The 15,998-nt window shown below is 64.0% G+C and carries 19 protein-coding genes; 16 read left to right on the top strand and 3 right to left on the bottom strand.

Annotated features, from left to right (window positions below):
* Positions 1–38: 38 nt before the first annotated feature.
* Positions 39–1,808, bottom strand: a complete 1,770-nt coding sequence (locus KIP88_RS17335; protein WP_214489146.1) for a methyl-accepting chemotaxis protein — start codon at positions 1,806–1,808, stop codon at positions 39–41.
* 202 nt (positions 1,809–2,010) lie between these two features.
* On the opposite strand from KIP88_RS17335, the gene KIP88_RS17330 reads away from it, so the two are divergent.
* From KIP88_RS17330 to KIP88_RS17280, 11 genes are all read left to right on the top strand, one after another.
* Positions 2,011–2,757 (top strand): YebC/PmpR family DNA-binding transcriptional regulator, encoded by a 747-nt coding sequence (locus KIP88_RS17330; RefSeq protein ID WP_214489145.1) that lies wholly within the window; start codon positions 2,011–2,013, stop codon positions 2,755–2,757.
* A 230-nt stretch (positions 2,758–2,987) separates the two neighbouring features.
* The gene (gene ruvC, locus KIP88_RS17325) at positions 2,988–3,515 is read left to right on the top strand and encodes a crossover junction endodeoxyribonuclease RuvC (RefSeq protein ID WP_214489144.1); all 528 of its coding nucleotides are present in this window, start codon (positions 2,988–2,990) and stop codon (positions 3,513–3,515) included.
* Complete coding sequence (ruvA, locus tag KIP88_RS17320) at positions 3,512–4,129, top strand: Holliday junction branch migration protein RuvA (protein ID WP_214489143.1); 618 nt, start codon at positions 3,512–3,514, stop codon at positions 4,127–4,129. Before ruvC ends, ruvA begins: the two co-directional genes overlap by 4 nt.
* A 47-nt stretch (positions 4,130–4,176) precedes the next feature.
* Positions 4,177–4,596: a cytidine deaminase gene (locus KIP88_RS17315; protein WP_214489142.1), complete on the top strand. Its 420-nt coding sequence runs from the start codon at positions 4,177–4,179 to the stop codon at positions 4,594–4,596.
* Positions 4,593–5,642 carry a Holliday junction branch migration DNA helicase RuvB gene (gene ruvB / locus KIP88_RS17310; RefSeq protein WP_214489141.1) on the top strand — a complete coding sequence of 350 codons (1,050 nt, stop codon included), beginning with the start codon at positions 4,593–4,595 and terminating at the stop codon, positions 5,640–5,642. Before KIP88_RS17315 ends, ruvB begins: the two co-directional genes overlap by 4 nt.
* Before the next feature lie 92 nt (positions 5,643–5,734).
* A complete protein-coding gene (locus KIP88_RS17305) occupies positions 5,735–6,604 on the top strand; it encodes a DUF6869 domain-containing protein (protein WP_214489140.1) in 870 nt (289 codons plus the stop codon).
* A 94-nt stretch (positions 6,605–6,698) separates the two neighbouring features.
* Complete coding sequence (locus KIP88_RS17300) at positions 6,699–7,610, top strand: metallophosphoesterase (RefSeq protein WP_214489139.1); 912 nt, start codon at positions 6,699–6,701, stop codon at positions 7,608–7,610.
* A 118-nt stretch (positions 7,611–7,728) separates the two neighbouring features.
* Complete coding sequence (gene ybgC, locus KIP88_RS17295; RefSeq protein WP_214489384.1) at positions 7,729–8,145, top strand: tol-pal system-associated acyl-CoA thioesterase; 417 nt, start codon at positions 7,729–7,731, stop codon at positions 8,143–8,145.
* Positions 8,146–8,248: 103 nt separating this feature from the next.
* On the top strand, positions 8,249–8,929 hold the full coding sequence (locus KIP88_RS46535) for a hypothetical protein (protein ID WP_249790845.1): 681 nt from the start codon (positions 8,249–8,251) through the stop codon (positions 8,927–8,929).
* Between the two features lie 189 nt (positions 8,930–9,118).
* The gene (locus KIP88_RS17285) at positions 9,119–9,586 is read left to right on the top strand and encodes a nuclear transport factor 2 family protein (protein WP_214489138.1); all 468 of its coding nucleotides are present in this window, start codon (positions 9,119–9,121) and stop codon (positions 9,584–9,586) included.
* Between the two features lie 4 nt (positions 9,587–9,590).
* Positions 9,591–10,151, top strand: coding sequence for a TetR/AcrR family transcriptional regulator (locus tag KIP88_RS17280; protein WP_214489137.1), 561 nt, complete (start codon positions 9,591–9,593; stop codon positions 10,149–10,151).
* A 91-nt stretch (positions 10,152–10,242) separates the two neighbouring features.
* Here the strand turns inward: KIP88_RS17280 and KIP88_RS17275 are convergent, their stop codons facing one another.
* Positions 10,243–10,887: a glutathione binding-like protein gene (locus KIP88_RS17275; protein ID WP_214489136.1), complete on the bottom strand. Its 645-nt coding sequence runs from the start codon at positions 10,885–10,887 to the stop codon at positions 10,243–10,245.
* 108 nt (positions 10,888–10,995) lie between these two features.
* Between KIP88_RS17275 and KIP88_RS17270 the strand changes: the two genes are divergently transcribed.
* Both KIP88_RS17270 and KIP88_RS17265 read left to right on the top strand, forming a co-directional pair.
* Complete coding sequence (locus KIP88_RS17270; RefSeq protein ID WP_214489135.1) at positions 10,996–11,655, top strand: TetR/AcrR family transcriptional regulator; 660 nt, start codon at positions 10,996–10,998, stop codon at positions 11,653–11,655.
* Between the two features lie 278 nt (positions 11,656–11,933).
* Positions 11,934–12,359 carry a VOC family protein gene (locus KIP88_RS17265; protein ID WP_214489134.1) on the top strand — a complete coding sequence of 142 codons (426 nt, stop codon included), beginning with the start codon at positions 11,934–11,936 and terminating at the stop codon, positions 12,357–12,359.
* Positions 12,360–12,571: 212 nt separating this feature from the next.
* On the opposite strand, the gene KIP88_RS17260 is transcribed toward KIP88_RS17265, so the two are convergent.
* Positions 12,572–13,543: a glyoxylate/hydroxypyruvate reductase A gene (locus KIP88_RS17260; protein WP_214489133.1), complete on the bottom strand. Its 972-nt coding sequence runs from the start codon at positions 13,541–13,543 to the stop codon at positions 12,572–12,574.
* A 103-nt stretch (positions 13,544–13,646) separates the two neighbouring features.
* Here KIP88_RS17260 and KIP88_RS17255 point away from each other — a divergent pair, with 103 nt between their 5' ends.
* The 3 genes from KIP88_RS17255 to KIP88_RS17245 all read left to right on the top strand — a co-directional run bounded on the left by KIP88_RS17255 (position 13,647) and on the right by KIP88_RS17245 (position 15,840).
* Positions 13,647–13,898 (top strand): hypothetical protein, encoded by a 252-nt coding sequence (locus tag KIP88_RS17255; RefSeq protein ID WP_214489132.1) that lies wholly within the window; start codon positions 13,647–13,649, stop codon positions 13,896–13,898.
* 305 nt (positions 13,899–14,203) lie between these two features.
* Positions 14,204–14,572 carry a YciI family protein gene (locus KIP88_RS17250; RefSeq protein ID WP_214489131.1) on the top strand — a complete coding sequence of 123 codons (369 nt, stop codon included), beginning with the start codon at positions 14,204–14,206 and terminating at the stop codon, positions 14,570–14,572.
* Complete coding sequence (locus KIP88_RS17245) at positions 14,569–15,840, top strand: RNA polymerase sigma factor (protein ID WP_214489130.1); 1,272 nt, start codon at positions 14,569–14,571, stop codon at positions 15,838–15,840. The genes KIP88_RS17250 and KIP88_RS17245 overlap by 4 nt, the downstream gene beginning before the upstream one ends.
* Positions 15,841–15,998: the final 158 nt, after the last annotated feature.

The following is a 15,998-nucleotide window of genomic DNA, read 5'->3' as shown; positions in this document are numbered from 1 at the left end:
CGATTCGCGCGTTGGAGTCTTGCCTGAGAGCGCACTAACTAGAGTCTGTAAGCCGTGCGGAAGCCGCCCCAGTGGCGGCCTTTGACGCGGATCGGCACGTCGATCTCGCGCATCATCACCGTATTACCGTTGCCCATGTCGCGGGCGTAGCTCTGGATCAGATAGGCGCGCTGGTTGCGCCCGGCGGCAAGGCCTGCCTGATCGTTGAAGATGCGGCGGTTGCGGCTGTTGGCGGTGTTCCAGGTGACGTCGCCCGGCCGCTGCGGGTGCGAATAGATCTTGTTATGAACAGGCAGGTAGCCGTTGGTGTCGATCATGGCGCAGAACGCCATCCGCTTGTCCTTGGCCAGAAACGATTCCTGGAACGGCGGCAGTGCGCGATCGGCCCAGTCCAGGATCTTGGTGCGGTACTGCACCGGATTACTGCCGGCGATCTCGACATAGTTGGTGTCGAACATCTCCTCGATCGAGATGGCGCCGCTGTCGACGGCGTTCTCGAAAATCTTCTTCAGCGCCGCGCCGGCTTCCATCGCGCGGGTGACCGCCTCGGTGTTGTCGTCCTGGATCGACCATATTTTGTCTTCGATCTTCTCGACCAGGGCCGTATCCGGCCTTTCGAACTGCGCGTGCGCGCCGGCCTTCGACCGCTGGACGATGCGAACCCGGCAGGCGCCGATATCCTGAAGCGTCGCGTTGAAGCTCTGGCCCTGCGCCAGCGCTTCCGCGTCTGCCCCGCTGACCAGAATGCCACCCATGGAAATTTCGTAGACCGGTGCTGATATCACCCCGCGCGGGGCGGCAATTTCGATCTTGAGGCTGCAAGGCAGCCTGTCGTCCTTGCGGCGCTCCTTGCGGTCGCCTTCTTTCTCTCCCTGCCGCAGCAGCACCGCGCAACGCGCCTTGAGCTTCTGTGCAAACGCGGTGACGGCCCGTCCGGCCTTGGCGACGCTTTCGCCATGCTCTTCGGCTTCCTTGGTCGCGTGATCGATCTCGGTGGCGCTGTCGCCGACCGAGCCGATGAAGCTGGACGCGGAAGCCGCGTTGTCGGCCATTTCGCTGGTCGTCGCGCTCTGCTCGGCAACCGCGCCGTTGACGTTGTCAAACACCGGACGGATCGCTTCGATCGCCTGCGAGATGCGATGCACGGCGTCGACCGAGCCCGCGGCGTCGCGCTGCAGCGCCTCGATCTTCTTGGTGATTTCCTCGGTCGCGTTCTGGGTCTGCACCGCGAGCGCCTTCACCTCGGTGGCGACGACCGCGAAGCCGCGCCCGGCTTCGCCGGCGCGTGCGGCCTCGATCGTGGAATTGAGCGCCAGCAAGGTGGTCTGCCGCGCGATCTGCGCGATCAGGTTGACGACATTGCCGATCGCCGCCGAGGACTCCCTCAGGCGGTCGACATTGGCGCTGGCTTCGCGGGCGGCGTCGCTGGCCTGGTCGGCGAGCTTGCCGGCGTCGCGGACCTGGGAGCCGATCCCCTGCGCCGACTGGGTGAACTTGTCGGCGGCATGCGAAAAGGTCGTCGCGGTGCCCTGTGCGGCGCTGGTGCGGCTCGTCAGGGCATCGGTGCGCTGGCGGATGGTGGAAAGCGTCGCAGCGGTCGCCTCGGCGCCGCCGGCGACCGAATTGGCCGCGCGCTCGAGCTGGCGGATCATCGTGCCAAGTTCGAGTTCCAGCAGTTCAAGGATTGCCCTGGCCGAATCGCCCTCGGTGCTGGCGCCCTCAGCCGCGGCCGGGGCCTGCGGAACCTTGGCTTCAGCGGCAGGCGCAGCCGCTTCTGGCACCCGCTTTTTGAACAAACCGAACGCCATGACGTCTCTTAAAAGTTGAGGACCGGTACGAAATCCTCTCATCCGAGCATGAAATCATGGTTAACAACTGCCTGATATTCCAGCTGGCGGGCGCTACTTTAGTAGCCGAATCGGCCGCAAATCTTTGATTTTGCCCGATTGCCGGCCTATAAGGCCGCGCTTTCACCCCACATCCCTCCGGACGAATCCAAGAGACCCCTGCATGGCCGGCCATTCCCAGTTCAAGAACATCATGCATCGCAAGGGCAAGCAGGATGCCCAGAAGTCGAAACTGTTCGGCAAGCTGGCGCGGGAAATCACGGTAGCAGCCAAGCTCGGAACCCCGGACCCGGCCATGAACCCGCGGCTGCGCGCGGCCGTGATCGCGGCGCGGCAGGAAAACATGCCGAAGGACAATATCGAGCGCGCCATCAAGAAGGCGACCGGCGGCGAGAGCGAGAGCTACGACGAAATCCGCTACGAGGGCTACGGCCCCGGCGGCGTCGCGGTGATCGTCGAGGCGCTGACGGACAATCGCAACCGCGCCGCGTCCGACATCCGCTCCTTCTTCGCCAAGTCTGGCGGCAATCTCGGTGAAACCGGCTCGGTCGCCTTCATGTTCGACCGCACCGGCATCATCGAATATGACGCAAGCAAAGCCTCCGACGACGCGATGCTGGATGCCGCCATCGAGGCCGGCGCCGACGACGTGGTGTCAAGCGAAAGCGGCCACGAGATCTATGCCTCGCAGGAAACCTTTCGCGAGGTTGCGAAGGCGCTGGAAGCGAAATTCGGCGAAGCCCGCAAGGCGGCGCTGACCTGGAAGCCGCAGAATACGATCGCGGTCGACGACGAAACCGGCGAGAAGCTGTTGAAGCTGATGGACCTGTTGAACGAGCACGACGACGTCCAGAACGTCTACGCCAATTTCGAGATTTCCGACGCGCTGGTCGCGAAGATGGGCGGTTGATCTGTCGTCCCTGCGAACGCAGGGACCCATACTGCGTGATCTATCGACTATGGCAGGATGGCAGACGCCTTTCGCCCAATAACCGCCGGTGGCTATGGGTCCCTGCTTTCGCAGGGACGACGATGGTCGGTGATCGCGGCTTGCCAGCGATTGGGAGGCCAGCCCGCTTTCGCGGGGATTTCCGTTCTCTTTATGTTTCGTTCACCCGCCTCTGGCGTTATCACTACGCCATGACACCCCCACCGATTCGCCAACCCGTCCGGATCATCGGCATCGACCCCGGCCTGCGCCGCACCGGCTGGGGCGTGATCGAAACCGAGGGCAACCGGCTCGTCTTTATCGGCTGCGGCTCGGTGGAGCCGCCGGACGATCTGCCGCTGGCCAGCCGCCTGCTGGCGATCCATGAGGGGCTCGCGACAGTCCTCGGCGATTTCAGGCCGGCGGAAGCCGCGGTCGAGCAGACCTTTGTGAACAAGGACGGCGTCGCCACGCTGAAACTCGGCCAGGCGCGGGGTGTCGCCATGCTGGCGCCCGCGATGTTCGGCATTCAGGTTGCGGAATATGCGCCCAATCAGGTGAAGAAGACCGTGGTCGGCGCCGGCCACGCCGACAAGAACCAGATCGCTGTGATGCTGAAGATATTGCTGCCGAAAGCCGATCCCAAATCCGCTGACGCCGCCGACGCGCTGGCGATCGCCATCACGCACGCCCATCACCGCCAGGGCGCCGCGCTGCGGCTGAAAGTAGCGAGCCTATGATCGGCAAGCTCAAAGGCCTGATCGATTCTTACGGCGAGGATTACGTGATCCTCGACGTCGGCGGCGTCGGCTATCAGGTGCATTGTTCGTCGCGCACGCTGCAGGCGCTGCCATCGCCGGGCGAGGCCGCCGTGCTCTCGATCGAGACCTATGTCCGCGAGGATCAGATAAAGCTGTTCGGCTTCCGCACCGATACCGAGCGCGAATGGTTTCGCCTGCTGCAGACCGTGCAGGGCGTCGGCGCCAAGGTCGCGCTCGCGGTGCTCTCGACGCTGCCGCCCGCCGAACTCGCCAATGCCATCGCGCTGCGCGACAAGGCCGCGGTATCGCGCACGCCTGGTGTCGGCCCGAAGGTCGCCGAGCGCATCGTCAGCGAGTTGAAGGACAAGGCACCGGCGTTCGCCAATGTCGATCCGGCGGTAGTGCATCTCGCCGGTGCGATCGACGATCACCGCGCGCCGCGCCCGGTCACGGATGCGATCTCCGCATTGGTCAATCTCGGCTATGGCCAGCCGCAGGCCGCCGCCGCCATTGCTGCCGCCTCGCGCAGCGCCGGTGAGAAGGCCGAGACCGCGCAACTGATACGGCTAGGCTTGAAGGAATTGTCGAAATAGACTGCCGTCGGCTGACGGCCGACTGACGAAGGAACACATTCTCCACCATGCTGAGCAACAAGGACGAGGAGCTGATCGCCGCCGCCACCGAAGCCATCAGCCTGCGCTATCGCGACGACTGGCAGGAGGTCGGCGCCGCCATGCGCACCCGTGACGGCCGTATCGTCACCGGCGTGAATATCGACGCCTATATCGGCCGGATCGCGGTCTGCGCCGAAGCAATCGCCGTCGGCCGCGCCATCACCGAAAACGGCGACCACGGCATCGAAACCATCGTCGCCGTGCGTCACCCCAAGCCCGGTGAACCCGGCAAGATCGCGGTGGTCTCGCCCTGCGGCATCTGTCGCGAGCTGATCCACGACTATGACGCCAACGCGCGGGTCATCGTCCCCGACAACGGCCGTGCGCCGAAAGTCGTGAGCATCGGCGAACTCCTGCCCAACAAGTACAAGCGGGGCAGCGAGTGAACCCGCCGCCCCGCATCGTCACCCCCGAGCGCCGTTCCGACGATGTCGGCGACACCGCGCTGCGCCCGCAATTGCTGTCGGAGTTCGTCGGCCAGGCGCAGGCGCGAAAAAATCTCTCGATCTTCATTGAGGCGGCGCGCAAGCGAAACGAGGCGCTGGATCACGTGCTGTTCGTGGGTCCTCCCGGTCTCGGCAAAACCACGCTGGCGCAGATCGTGGCGCGCGAACTCGGCGTCGGCTTCCGCGCTACTTCGGGTCCCGTCATTGCAAAGGCCGGCGATCTCGCCGCACTGCTCACCAATCTCGAAGAGCGTGACGTGCTCTTCATCGACGAAATTCATCGCCTCAGCCCCGCAGTCGAGGAAGTGCTTTATCCCGCGATGGAGGATTTCCAGCTCGACCTCATCATCGGCGAGGGCCCGGCGGCGCGTTCGGTCAAGATCGATCTTGCCAAATTCACCTTGGTCGGCGCCACCACGCGCGCTGGGCTGTTGACCAATCCGCTGCGCGACCGCTTTGGCATTCCGGTGCGGTTGAATTTCTACACCGAGGAAGAGTTGGAAAAAATCGTCACCCGCGGCGCCCGCGTGCTCAATATCGGCATGACGCCTGATGGCGCCAACGAGATCGCGCGCCGCGCCCGCGGCACGCCGCGTATCGCAGGTCGTCTCCTCCGCCGCGTGCGGGATTTTGCCTCCGCGGCGGACGCAAGTTCCATCGACCGCGCCATCGCCGATCACGCGCTGAGCGCGCTGGAGGTCGATGCCGCCGGCCTCGATGCCATGGACCGACGCTATCTCACGACGATCGCGCTGAACTACGGCGGCGGGCCGGTCGGCGTCGAAACCATGGCAGCGGCACTGTCGGAGCCGCGCGACGCCATCGAGGACATCATCGAGCCGTTCCTGATCCAGTGCGGCTATTTGCAGCGCACCCCGCGCGGCAGGCTTCTGACCTCGCACGCCTTCCGCCATCTTGGCCTCGCGGAACCCGCGCGCGATCCCGCGCAATTCGGCCTGTTCGGCAACGGCGACAGCGACGATTGATCGCTTCGAACCCGATCGTCCCAGCAATGCACTAACGGCAAAATGCCTGGCGTGCTTTGAGCGTCGGGCCGGTTTGCCGTGGAGTGCAAACAATGGGATCGACCGAAGGCGCTGAAATGCTCGCCCTCATCGCGGCGGCGCCGGAACTGGCGACGCCGGACGATACCGAGATGCTCCTCGATGCCATGCCGATCGCCGAACTGGCTTCGATGTGGGGCGCGTTGCAGCGCGTGAGCCGGCGCGACCGGACGGGCGCCGCCTGGTCGGCGTTCCTCTATTTCGACCATCTGCCGCACAAGCAGCCCGACCGCGCGCTCGATCTCGCGCTGGAAGTGCTGCGCTCTGAGCCCGACAAGCCGACCGTGATGCAGCTCAACGACAAGTTCATGCTGTCGCTGCTCTATGCGCACGGCGCTGCGGTGATCGGACGGATCGAAGCCGAAGCGAAGCAAAACGCCGGACTGCGCTGGCTGCTGGGCGGGATGCACTTCGGGCCCGATGAGCCGTTCAAACGCCGCATCAAGGCGATTGCCGACAGCAGGGGCTGGCGCGCCGACGATCTCGCGCGCCGGACGCCAAAACATCCGCTTGATTGCGAGGCGATGTCGGTGGTGGAACTGGCGCGCGCCTGGGTCGAGCAATATTCGAAATCCGATCGCGACCGCGATGACAATTTCTTCGCCATGATGGACCACGAGCGCGACCTGCGGGAGGAGTACCCCGATAAGGCGATAGACCTCATCGTCGAGATCCTTAAGATCGAGGCCAACCCGGTGATGCTGTCGCTGCTCGCCGCCGGTCCGCTCGAGGATGTCATCAGCATGGAAACCATCGACCGCATCGAGCGCGAAGCCTCGGTCAACAAACGATTCCATGATTTGCTCGGCGGCGTCTGGTGTTACCGCGCGCCCGACGAGCTGAAGGCGCGGCTGGATGCGCTGGTGGGGCAGAACCGCTGGTGAGAAGCTGCTGGAGGTCTGCTGACGATCTGCATAAGCGCACCGCAATTCAGGCTCAATCCGCCACCATGTTTGCGATGCATCACGATTGGATCACATGTTAACACGCCGTCATTTTCTGAAAGCCATGGGTGGATTGGGCGCGGTGGGCGTCTCGACCACCGCCTACGGCTTCAGCGCTCCGCTCCTGCGGCTTCGCGTCGCGCGGTACGACCTTTCTCCGCCGCAATGGCCGGCAGGGCTCAAGCTCCGGATCGCCGCGATCGCCGACCTCCATGCCTGCGATCCCTGGATGTCGCTCGATCATATCCAGGCGATCGTCGAACGCACCAACGCGCTCAAGCCTGACATCGTCGTCATGCTCGGCGACTACGTGGCCGGACATCGCAAGGTGACGCGCTTCATTCCCGATGCCGAATGGGCGCGGGTGCTGGCTGGCCTGAAGGCGCCGCTTGGCGTGCACGCGGTGCTCGGCAATCACGACTGGTGGGAAGACAAGACCGTGCAGCGGGAAGGGCAGGGATTGCCGTCCGCAGGCCGCGCGCTGGAAGCCGCCGGTATTCCGGTTTACGAAAACGACGCCAAGAAGCTCTATAAGAACGGCCACTCGTTCTGGCTCGCCGGTCTCGGCGACCAGCTCGCCTATATGCCGGCGCGCCGCTTCAGGCCGCTCAAGCGCATCGGCGTCGACGATCTCGGCGCGACGCTGGCAAAGGTCACCGACGACGCGCCGGTGGTTTTGATGGCGCATGAGCCCGACATAGCAAGGCGCGTGCCCTCGCGTGTGGCGCTGCAGCTCTCCGGACATACCCATGGCGGCCAGGTGCGCATGCTGGGCTGGTCGCCGATCTCGCCGTCCGGCCAGCAACTCGCCTATGGCCACATCCGCATGAACTGCGACGTCGTCGTCTCCGGCGGCCTCGGCTGCAGCATCATGCCGTTCCGCCTCGGCGTCCCCCCGGAAATCGTGCTGGTGACACTGGGCGCGGCGAGGCCGGCGGTGGCGTAGTCCGCCAGCGCTTGCGCACCTGCTGGTTTTGCGCAAAACCAGTGCTTTCCAGCGCGATCAGGGACGGCAAGTGACATCACCCATTCTCGACGGCGAGATCCGCGACGGCTGCCATCACATGCAGGTCCGCGTCTATTACGAGGACACGGATTTCTCGGGTGTAATCTACCACGCGAACTACTTGCGGTTCATGGAGCGTGGCAGAACGAATTATTTGCGGCTGCTTGGCGCCGACCACCGCACCTTATTCGAGGAAACGCAGGACGAAGCGCCCGGCTTCGCGTTCGTGGTCCGCTCGATGACAATCGATTTCTTTAAACCGGGATATATGGACGATGTGCTCGATGTCGTCACAGCGGCTGGAGAAGTGAAGGGGGCTTCAATCACCCTGTTGCAGCAATGCAGGCGCGGTGATGATCTTCTCATCGAGGCCCGCGTCCGCGTCGCTTTCGTCTCCGGCGGGAAAGCGCAACGTATCCCCAAGCCGCTGCGGATTGCCATGGAAAGCGGCCGAGTGAAGCAGTCCGCGACCTGAGCGGTGGCCGACGGGCCTTCCGCCATCTCGGTTCGCAGAAGCGGCGTCGAGAGTTGCCAAATTGCAAATGATGCTATCAAGCGTTGCTATTAGGACAGCGCGAATGACCGATCCATGCACGTTAGGACAATGGTGTTTCGGGCTGCTTTCAGATTTCATCGTGTACAAATTTGACGGAGGATTTGCGAGAGCGGACTCGCACGTCTCGACCCACTCGCCTCCGATCAGCGACACGAAGATCGCGCGGCTATGCCTGCGAATTTGCATCGACACATGGGGCAGCAATCAGCGGAGAAAACTCATGACGCAGATGCGCTTAACCAGGATTGCGATTGCCGTCTCGACATTTGCCGGTGCGGCGATGCTCTCCTTTGGCTGGTCCGAGCAACGCGGCGTTTCGCTATCGGTCGAGGAAGCTCAAGCGCGTGTTGGCCGCCCGCTGACACCCGTGAGCGTTGCGGGCGTCGCACGTCGGCAGAACCGGCGGGCAGCATACGGGTACGGAGTTGGAGCTGGCGTCGCAGGTGCAGCGGCGGTGGCCACGGCTGGCGCCGTCGCCGCTGCCACCACGCCTTGGGGATACAACAATGCTTGGGGCAACACTTACGCCGCCCAAAATGATCCTCGCTTTGGTCAACCTCACTACGCGGCGAGGGCTTACTACGGAGGTGCTCCTTACTACGGCTATACCGGATGGGACGACTACTCGGGCCGCAACTTTCTCAAGTGCAAGCCCGGCACGATGACAAAGCTCGACGACGGCAATATGTATCTCTGCCAGTAGTCGCAAGCTCCAGACATGGTGGAAGGCGGCTGCTGTTGAGCCGCCTCTTCCAGGAGGCAATGCGCCATGGACCCGCGAGCGTCACAAACAATTCAGTGGCGCTCCGGCCTGGATCCAGGTCGATTCTTCGGATTGACTCTCTGTACCGATCGGTACAGTGTCTGCGGACCGTCAATCCGGAGAAACCTCATGTCGCGTCCGCCGCTGCCGCCCTTTACCCGCGAAACCGCTGCCCAGAAGGCGCGCATGGCGGAAGACGCCTGGAATTCGCGCGATCCGGTGCGGGTGTCGCTGGCTTATACCGAGGACAGCCGCTGGCGTAACCGCTCCGAATTCTTCCAGGGTCGCGAGGCAATCGTCGAATTCCTCACCCGCAAATGGGCGAAGGAGTACGACTATCGCCTGATCAAGGATCTCTGGGCGTTCGACCAGAACCGCATCGCCGTGCGCTTCCAGTATGAATGGCACGACGATGCCGGGCAGTGGCATCGCTCCTATGGCAATGAGCAGTGGGAGTTCGATGAACACGGCCTGATGCGGCGGCGCGAGGCCAGCATCAACGATATCGCCATCAAGGAGAGCGAGCGACGCTTTCACTGGCCGGCGCCTGGGCCGCGCCCGGCCGATGTCGCGGGCTTAAGCGAGAACCCGCTGTGACGCGATGTTGAAAAAGGGTGTCGAGCGCAAGGAAGTGTTGCGTGCGCTCGGCGAGGTGTTTCGCGCGCATGGCTATGAGGGGGCCTCGCTGACGCTGATCACGGAGGCCACCGGGCTCGGCAAGGGCAGCCTTTATCACCTGTTTCCCGGCGGCAAGGAGCAGATGGCCGCCGAGGTGCTGGCCGACATCGACGGCTGGTTCGAGCTCAATATTTATGCACCGCTGCGCGATGCGAATGATCCCGCGCGCGCGATCGCCGCGATGATCGCGGGCGTCGACCAGTATTTTCATTCCGGCGATCGTGTCTGTCTGGTTGGGCTGGTGGCACTCGGTTCTGCGCGCGACACGTTTGCCGAAACGGTCGATGATTATTTTGCACGCTGGCAGGTCGCGCTGGCGCAACTGCTGCGGCGATCCGGATTGAGCAGGAGCCAGGCGCAGCGGCGCGCGGAAGATGCGCTGTTGACCATTCAGGGCGCGCTGGTGCTGGCGCGGGCGCGCAACGACGCCGGGATATTTCGCCGGGCGTTGAGCGATCTGATGGCGCGGCTGCTGGCGCCGTAGCCCGGATGGAGCGAAGCGCAATCCGGGACGACACGGCATGTTTGGTCGATGGTTCCCGGATTGCGCTGCGCTCCATCCGGGCTACGGGCTCTTACGCCGCCGCCTTGTGCCGCGCGAGTTCGGCCTTGTACATCTCGAACTCCTCGGCGACTGCCTTCGCGATGCTCGGCCGTGCGCGCAGCCGCTCGTAATAGGCCTTCACGTTCGGCCATTTCGCCAGCTCGATCGGCGGCGTCGCCATCGTCCAGTTGATGATGGTGACGAGATAGGCATCCGCCACGCTGAAATGATCGAGCAGGAATTCGCGGCCCTTCAAATAGTTCTCGAGATAGTCGAGCCGCGACAGGTTCTTGGCTAATGCATACGTCTTCGCGTCCTGCGGCGCCGTCTTGTCGAGTAGCGGCACGAACAGCGCCTTGTGCAGTTCGGTGCCGATGAAGCAGAGCCACTGATGCATGCGGCTGCGCTCCTCTGCCGATATGGCCGAGATGCCGGCGTTCGGAAAGCGGTCGGCGACATATTGCAGGATCGCGGCGTTCTCCGTCAGCACCGTCCCGTCATCGGTGCGCAGCGTCGGCACCAGCCCGAGCGGGTTGACGGCGCGGAAATCCGAGCCGTCCTTCTGCACCACCTTGGTCTTGGGATCGACTTCGAGATAGTTGGCCTCAGCGCCGGCTTCATACAGCGCGATCCGTGTCGCCAGCGAGCAGGCGAGCGGCGAGAAATAGAGATCCATGGTTTGCCTCCTTGGCGGGTTGATCAATCGGGCCGGCGCTCAGGGCAGGCGGGATTGATTTTTATACTGTTCCGCATAATATAAATCCGGTCAAGGATTTATTGCGAAATGGTACAAAAAAGTAAAAAGCCGCCTGTCACCAAGATCGACGCCCCGGTCCCGCCCAAGCGCCGGGGCCGGCCGCGCGCCTATGAGCCGGACGTGGCGCTGGGCAAGGCGCTCGATCTGTTCCGCAAGGATGGATTCGCGGCGACGTCGTTGGACGATCTCTCCGCCGCCACCGGCATGAACCGGCCGAGCCTCTACGGCGCGTTCGGCGACAAGCGCGAGCTCTTCATCAAGAGTTACCGGCGCTATCGCGAGGACGCGCGGGCCGCGATGGGCGACATCTTCCGCAACGAGCTGCCGATCCGAAAGCGACTGGAACGCATCTATGCGGTGGCGCTCGACATCTATCTATCAGGCGAATCCGGTCCGCGCGGCTGCTTCACGGTGATGACCGCGGCCTCCGAGGCCGTGTACGATCCCGATATCCGCGCCATGGTGCTGGAAGGTTTTGGCGAACTCGACAAGGCCTTTGCGGCGTGCTTCCGACGGGCCAAGGAGAAGGGCGAGCTACCGGAGAGCGCCGATGCGATCGTGCTGGCGCAGCTCGCCTCCGCCACCATCCACACCATCGCGATCCGTGCCCGTGCGCAGACGCCGCGCAAGGAACTGGAGGCGATCGTCAATGGCGCAATCGACGTGATGCTCGGGGCCGCGAAATGACTTCAGTGTCGTCCCTGCGAACGCAGGGACCCATACGCCGCGGCCGTTGAGAAGGGCACGCGGCACGACGGCTTCGCTTCAGTAGCCCACAGTCCTAGTTGACTTACGGAGAGCGTCAGCCACCACGCTATCATCGATAGATCACGCGGTATGGGTCCCTGCGCCCGTGCGCAATTGCGCACTAGGCAGGGACGACAATCTTTCTTTTCTGATCGCTGTCGGATTGGGGCTTCCTCGCTCGTCTTCATGACGTTGTCCAAAAACTCCGGAGTGCAGCCATGACTACCATCCAGATCGTCACCCCCCATCTCGTCGTCCGCGACGCCAACGCCGCCCTCGAATTCTACAAGAAGGCGCTCGGTGCGACCGAAACCGTCCGGATGCCGGCCGAGGACGGCAAGCGGCTGATGCATTCGGAAATCCAGGTCAATGGTGCGCGGATTTTCGTCATGGACGACTTTCCCGAGCATCGCGGTTCCCATGGCGTCGACGCGGTATTTCCGCCGGACCAGATCAAGGGCACGTCGGTGACCATGCATCTCGAAGTCGAGAACTGCGATGCGGCGGTGAAACGCGCCCGGGATGCCGGCGCCACCGTCACGCTGGAGCCGTGGGATTCATTCTGGGGCGCGCGCTATGCTCGCATCATGGATCCGTTCGGCCATTCCTGGAGCTTTGCGCACAATTTGCCTGCGAAAGGGTGAGGCTAGGCAAACTCCAACGTCGTCCCTGCCTAGTGCGCAATTGCGCACGGGAGCAGGGACCCATACCGCGTGATCTATCGATAGGACGCAGTGGTCGAGAATTCTCAACCCCGTAACCACCGGCGTTGTTGTTAGGAAGGCAACTGGCCCCAGCGCCAAAACGAGAAGCCGCGGCGTATGGGTCCCCGCGTTTGCGGGGACGACCAGTTCGCCTAATACCCCCGCCCCCGATCCACCACATTCTCCAGCGCGCCGCCGGCCTCGAAGCGCGTGATCTGCTGCGCGACGTATTTCGATATCTCGTCGGTATCGGTATCGGCGGCGTTGTGCGGGGTCAGCACCACTTTTGGGTGGGTCCAGAACGGGCTGTCCACGGGCAGCGGCTCGGTGGCGTAGACGTCGAGCGAGGCGGCGCCGAGCGTGCCGTCGTCCAGGCATTGCAGGATGTCGGCTTCGTTCTGCAAGGCCCCGCGGCCGGCATTGATCAGCACCGGCGCGCCGAGCGGACTTTTGCGATTCAGTTTCTCAAACAGCGCGCGGTTGAGAACGTGCCGTGTCTCCGGCGTCAGCGGCAAAAGGCAGACCAGGATGTCGGTCCGCCGCAGGAACGCGTCGAACTGCGGCTCGCCGTGAAAGCAATCGATGCCGTCGATCGTCTTGGCGCTCCGGCTCCAGCCCGCGACGCGAAAGCCCAGGCGTTTCAACACGCCTGCCGCGTCAGCTCCGAGCGCGCCCAGCCCCATGACGCCGACCGAGATCGCGCCCGCCGCCCATTGCAATTTCGGCGCCCAGCGCTTTTCGCGCTGCGACTGGCGCAAGTAGAGCTCCTGCCGGTGGTGCATCAGCACATGCAGCACGACATACTCCGTCATCCGTGCGGTGAGGTCGGTGACGGCCACGCGCACCAGCGGCACGTCGGGCAATGAGCGGTCCGCCATCAACGCATCGACACCGGCGCCCAGATTGAAGATGACACGCAGATTGGGGAAGGCGGCAAGCTCGCCCGGACGCGGCTTCCACACCGCGGCGTAATGCACCTCGGCCGGGTCGAACGAGGTATCCGGCGCCAGCAGCACGGAACGGTCCGGGCAGACGCCGTCGAACCGGCTTTTCCAGCGCTGCGGCGACCAGTTTTCAGTCCCGCCATGCACGAGGATGGCGAGCGCACCTTTGTTGACTGTCATTCTTTCGGCCGTCCCTTTTGCATCGCCACCCGGCGTGACTCCCATCACATAGTCGATCGAACCGCTTCTCTAGCCTCCTTTCATCCAACAAGGGAGACTGCAGATGCGCAAACTGATCCTCATTTCCGCTTTCGTCCTGGCCTCCGCCTCGGCGCAAGCCAGCGACATCGGCAGCCTGATCCCCGCCGCCAACGACACGCCGACGGCAGCTTCCACCGCCGCGTCGGCGGAAGCCAAGCCGGCAGCTTCCAGGAAGCAGGCGTCGTCCAGATCGAAGAAGAGCCAGGCCGGCCGGCGCGAGACTGACGAGCAAAAAGCGCGCCAGATCGCCGCGCAGTATGGCGTCTCCTGGTGATGCGCGGTTTCATCATCGTGGCGGTGATGTTCTGGCTGGCGCTTTCCTACCAGAACAATCACCGCGACTTTGGTCCGGCCAAAGTCGAGACCGTCAGATGAAGACGATCAAGAACATCATTCTCATTCTCGGTGTGTGCCTTCTTTGTTCCAAGGCGGTCGTCCACACCTACAGACACTTCAATCCGCCGCCGCCTCCGATCGTCGGTCCCTGACGGCCGGCGGAACAATCCAAAATTTCTTCGACGCACCTGTCGGCAGCGGGCATAATCGTTCGTCATTATGACAACGGAGATGCCAGCCCTCATGCTTTACGCCATCCTTTGCTATCACGACGAAGACACCGTCGGTTCCTGGACCAAGGAACAGGACGCCGAGGTCATGACGAAGCTTACCGTCGTGCAGGACAAGCTCGCCAAGCAGGGCCGGCTCGGTCCGGTCGCGCGGCTCTTGCCGACCACGGCGGCGACCACGCTGCGCAAGGACGACCCGCCGCTGGTGCTCGACGGCCCCTACGCCGAAACCAAGGAACAATTGCTCGGCTTCTATGTCGTCGACTGCAAGAATCTCGACGAGGCGCTCGACGTCGCCCGCGATCTCGGCGCAGCCAATCCCGGCGGCGCTTACGAGATCCGTCCCGTCGGCCATTTTTCGCCGGGGAGTGTGCAGCCGTGACCGACGCCGCCTGGATCGATGCCGCGCTGACCTCGGCTCGCCCCCAGGCGGTCGGCGCGTTGCTGCGCTATTTCCGCAATCTCGACACCGCCGAGGAGGCGTTTCAGAACGCCTGCCTGCGGGCGCTGAAGAGCTGGCCGCAGAACGGCCCGCCGCGCGATCCCGCGGCGTGGCTGATCATGGTCGGCCGCAATGTCGCGATCGACGATATCAGGCGGAGCAAGAAGCAGGAGGCGCTGCCGGAGGACGAGGCGATCTCCGACCTCGATGACGCCGAGGAACAGCTTGCCGAGCGGCTCGACGGCTCGCACTACCGCGACGACATCCTGCGGCTCCTGTTCATCTGCTGCCATCCGGACCTGCCGGCAACGCAGCAGATCGCGCTCGCGCTGCGCATCGTCTCCGGGCTGACGGTCAAGCAGATCGCGCGCGCCTTCCTGGTCTCGGAAGCCGCGATGGAGCAGCGCATCACGCGGGCAAAGGCAAAGGTCGCCGACGCCGACGTGCCGTTTGAAACGCCGGGCGCGGTGGAGCGCTCCGAGCGCCTCACCTCCGTCGCCGCCATGATCTACCTGATCTTCAACGAGGGCTATTCGGCCTCGGGCGATACCGCCGAGATTCGCAGCCCCTTGTGCGAGGAGGCCATTCGCCTGGCGCGGCTGTTGCTGCGGCTGTTCCAGAGCGAGCCCGAGATCATGGGGCTGACCGCGCTGCTGCTGATACAGCATGCGCGCGCTGCGGCGCGGTTCGATGCCGATGGCGCGGTGATCCTGCTCGACGATCAGGATCGTTCGCTTTGGAACAAGTCTCTCATCGCAGAGGGGCTGGCGCTGATCGACAAGGCGATGCGCCATCGCCGCAGCGGGCCCTACCAGGTGCAGGCCGCGATCGCGGCGCTGCACGCCCGCGCCGAAAAGCCCGAAGATACCGACTGGACCCAGATTGATCTGCTCTATGGCGCGCTCGAGATCATGCAGCCGTCGCCGGTGGTGACGCTGAACCGCGCGGTCGCGGCATCCAAGGTAAAGGGTCCGCAGGCCGGGCTCGACATGATCGAGCCGCTGGCGGCGCGGCTGTCGAACTATTTTCATTTCTTCGGCGTGCGCGGCGCCTTCCTGATGCAACTCGGCCGCAACGACGAAGCGCGCACCGCGTTCGATCGCGCCATTGCCTTGGCGAACACCTCGGCCGAAGCCGCCCACATCCGCATGCACCTCGACCGCCTGCAGCGCGACAGCCAGCCCCGCGGCAAAAAAGCGGGGAAGTAGCCGGTCTCGTGTCCCGGACGCGGTGCAGCGCTACTTCAGCGGTGCACCGCAGAGCCGGGACTTATGCGCTCCATCCCCGTATGGGCCCCAGCCTAGCAGCGCATCACGCCGCAAGTGCGGCGCGCTGCGCAGCATCCGGGGTACGCCGGGTGCAAGAC

Origin of the sequence: Bradyrhizobium sp. SRL28 (assembly GCF_018596315.1) — a bacterium.
Classification (GTDB): Bacteria; Pseudomonadota; Alphaproteobacteria; order Rhizobiales; family Xanthobacteraceae; genus Bradyrhizobium.
This window is presented reverse-complemented; position numbering and strand designations above follow the sequence as displayed.